Below are 2,589 nucleotides of genomic sequence, written 5' to 3'. Positions count from 1 at the left end.
GGCCCCGTCGTACGGGTGGCTCTTCCCGGTGATGGGGCTGTTGGCGGTGGGGTCGGCGCTGGTGAACCCGTGCCTGTCCGCCCTGGTGTCCCTGCATGCTCCCGCGGCGCGTCAGGGGGCGGTGTTGGGCGCGTATCAGGCCTGCGGTTCTCTTGGTCGCATTGTGGGCCCGGCGCTGGGCGGCCTGCTATTCACGCGGTTGGGTCCCGCCGCGCCCTATGGGACGGGCGCGGTCCTGGTAGGCCTGGGAGGCCTGCTGGCACTGTCGCTGGTGACACAGGTGCGAATGTCGGGAGCGGGCGCCGAGCAAAGCTCATAGGATGGATTCCATGGTGGGGAAGCCGCAGCAAGTCACCATCGCGTTCGACGTGATGGGGAGCGATCACGGCCCGGCCGAGGTGGTGCGGGGTGCGGCCCAGCTCTCGCTGGAGTCTCCGCACATCCACGCGCTGCTCGTGGGGGACCGTCCAGTGATTGACGAGGTCCTGGCGGGCATCAAGCACAACGGCGAGCGCATCTCCGTGCACCACGCGGCGGACTTCGTGGGCATGGACGAGAAGCCCGGCGAGGCGCTGGCGCGCAAGCCCGAGTCCTCCGTGGCGGTGGCCGCCCGGCTGGTGGCGGAAGGCGAGGCGCACGCGCTGGTGTCCGCGGGCAACACGGGCGCGGGCGTGCTTGCGTGCAAGCGCCACTTCCAGCTCATCCCGGGCGTGCGCCGCGCGGCGCTGGCCACGGTGTACCCGACGCGGGGCGTGCGAGGCGCGAAGCAGGACCCGTTCAGCCTCATCCTCGACGTGGGCGCCACGGTGGAGGCCACGGCGGAGGACCTGGTGGCGTTCGCCGTCATGGGCAGCGCGTACGCGCGCATCATCTCCCGCAACGAGCAGCCCAAGGTGGCGCTGCTGTCCAACGGTGTGGAGCCGCAGAAGGGCCCGCCCCGCGTGGTGGAGGCGCACCAGCGGCTGTCGCAGATGAAGGGGCTCAACTTCACGGGCAACGTGGAGGGCATCGACATCCCGCGCGGCACCGCGGACGTCATCGTCACGGACGGCTTCGTGGGCAACGTGTGCCTGAAGATGCTGGAGGGCGTGCACGACACGGTGATGGAGCTGGCCCAGTACGCCTACAAGGAGAGCCTTCGCTGGCGCGCGGGCCTGGCCATGCTGTCGAGCGGCATCGAGCGGCTCAAGGACATCACGGACTGGGAGCAGTACGGCGGCGCGCCCATCCTCGGGTTTGATCGCATCTTCATCAAGGCGCACGGCCGTTCGAAGGCGCGCGCCATCGCGAACGCCGGCAAGGTGGCGGCGAAGGCGGTGGCGAACGAGCTGGGCACCGCCATCCAGGAGGGCCTCTCGCGGTGAGCCTGCCGGACCGCATCGATCCCCGCCCCCCGCGCCGCATCTACCGGTGGGACCTGGACAAGACGTACCTCCAGACGGACTTCGAGTCGCTGCGCGACCTGTTCCGCACCGCCTTCCAGAAGGCGCACGAGAAGGTCGCCGTGCCGGGCGCGAGCACCCTCATCCGGGAGCTGGCGGAGAGCGGGGACACCCGGCTGTGCATCGTGTCCGGCAGCCCCAAGCAGATGCGCGCGGTGCTGGAGGAGAAGCTCAAGCTGGACGGCGTCCAGTGGGATGAGTTCGTCCTCAAGGACAACGTGAGCAACCTGCTGCGCGGGCGCTTCCGGGCCCTGCGTGGGCAGGTGGGCTACAAGCTGCCCGTCATCCTGGAGAGTCGCGTCAACGCGCCGGTGGAGGCCGAGGAGGTGCTCTTCGGCGACGACGCGGAGGCGGACGCGTTCATCTACTCGCTCTACGCGGACCTCATCGCGGGCCGGGTGGACGAGCGCGTGCTGTCGCAGGTGCTGGAGGCGGGCGGCGTGTACCCGGACGACGTCGCGCGCGTGCACGAGGCGTGGAAGAAGATTCCCGTGGCGGACCCCGTGCGCCGCATCTTCATCCACCTGGACCGGCTGACGCCGCCCGCGCACTTCACGCCCTACGGGCCGCGCGTGGTGCCCATCTTCAACTACTTCCAGGCGGCGCTGGTGCTGCTGGCGGACGGCCACCTCACGGCGCCCCAGGTGCTGAAGATCGCCGTGGAGATGGTGCAGACGGCGGGGCACAACATCCTCACGCTGTCGAACTCGTTCCAGGACCTGCTGCGGCGCGGGCTGCCGCTGCAGCAGGCCGCCATCGCGCTGTCCCAGGCGATGGAGGGGCCCAACGCGCTGCTCAAGGCGATGCGCCCCGTGCCGGACATCCTGGCCGCGTTCAGCAAGCGTCTGGCCGCGCTGGGCACGCAGCCGCCCCCGCCGCGCGTGCAGGCGGTGGACTACGTGTCGCTCATCTCCCACGCGCTGCCGCGCACCCACAAGGGTCGCTCGACGAAGCCGGGCGCCTGACGCCTGGCCGGTGGGCTCTGGAGCCCCTGGAGGCGCCTGCCTGCCCGGTGACCGCTCCGGCGACCGGGGGTGCCCTCCGGGTGTCGTCGCCTGCTCGCGGATGGGGCGGGGTCCGGCTGTTACCCCAGGAAGGGTGCCTTTCGCGGGCAGCGAAGGGGCCCTGGGACCCGGGAGCTATCGGG

The 2,589-nt window shown here is 70.9% G+C and carries 3 protein-coding genes; all 3 read left to right on the top strand.

Features of this window, described 5'->3' with window-relative positions; genetic code table 11:
- The coding region (locus D7V93_RS41525) for an MFS transporter (RefSeq protein ID WP_120648493.1) at nucleotides 1-319 on the top strand (319 nt) is incomplete at its 5' end.
- Nucleotides 320-329: 10 nt separating this feature from the next.
- Nucleotides 330-1,364: a phosphate acyltransferase PlsX gene (gene plsX / locus D7V93_RS41520; RefSeq protein ID WP_120648492.1), complete on the top strand. Its 1,035-nt coding sequence runs from the start codon at nucleotides 330-332 to the stop codon at nucleotides 1,362-1,364.
- On the top strand, nucleotides 1,361-2,407 hold the full coding sequence (locus D7V93_RS41515; RefSeq protein WP_120648491.1) for a phosphatase domain-containing protein: 1,047 nt from the start codon (nucleotides 1,361-1,363) through the stop codon (nucleotides 2,405-2,407). The genes plsX and D7V93_RS41515 overlap by 4 nt, the downstream gene beginning before the upstream one ends.
- The last annotated feature ends 182 nt before the right edge of the window (nucleotides 2,408-2,589 follow it).

The sequence above is a fragment of the Corallococcus llansteffanensis genome (assembly GCF_003612055.1).
Taxonomy (GTDB): domain Bacteria; phylum Myxococcota; class Myxococcia; order Myxococcales; family Myxococcaceae; genus Corallococcus; species Corallococcus llansteffanensis.
Note: the sequence above shows the minus strand (reverse complement) of the source record. Positions and strands in the feature narration are given on the sequence as shown.

What these genes read in the sequence shown, in the direction of transcription:
- plsX (WP_120648492.1), top strand. Translation starts at nt 330, where the DNA reads ATGGTGGGGAAGCCGCAGCAAGTCACCATCGCGTTCGACGTGATGGGG.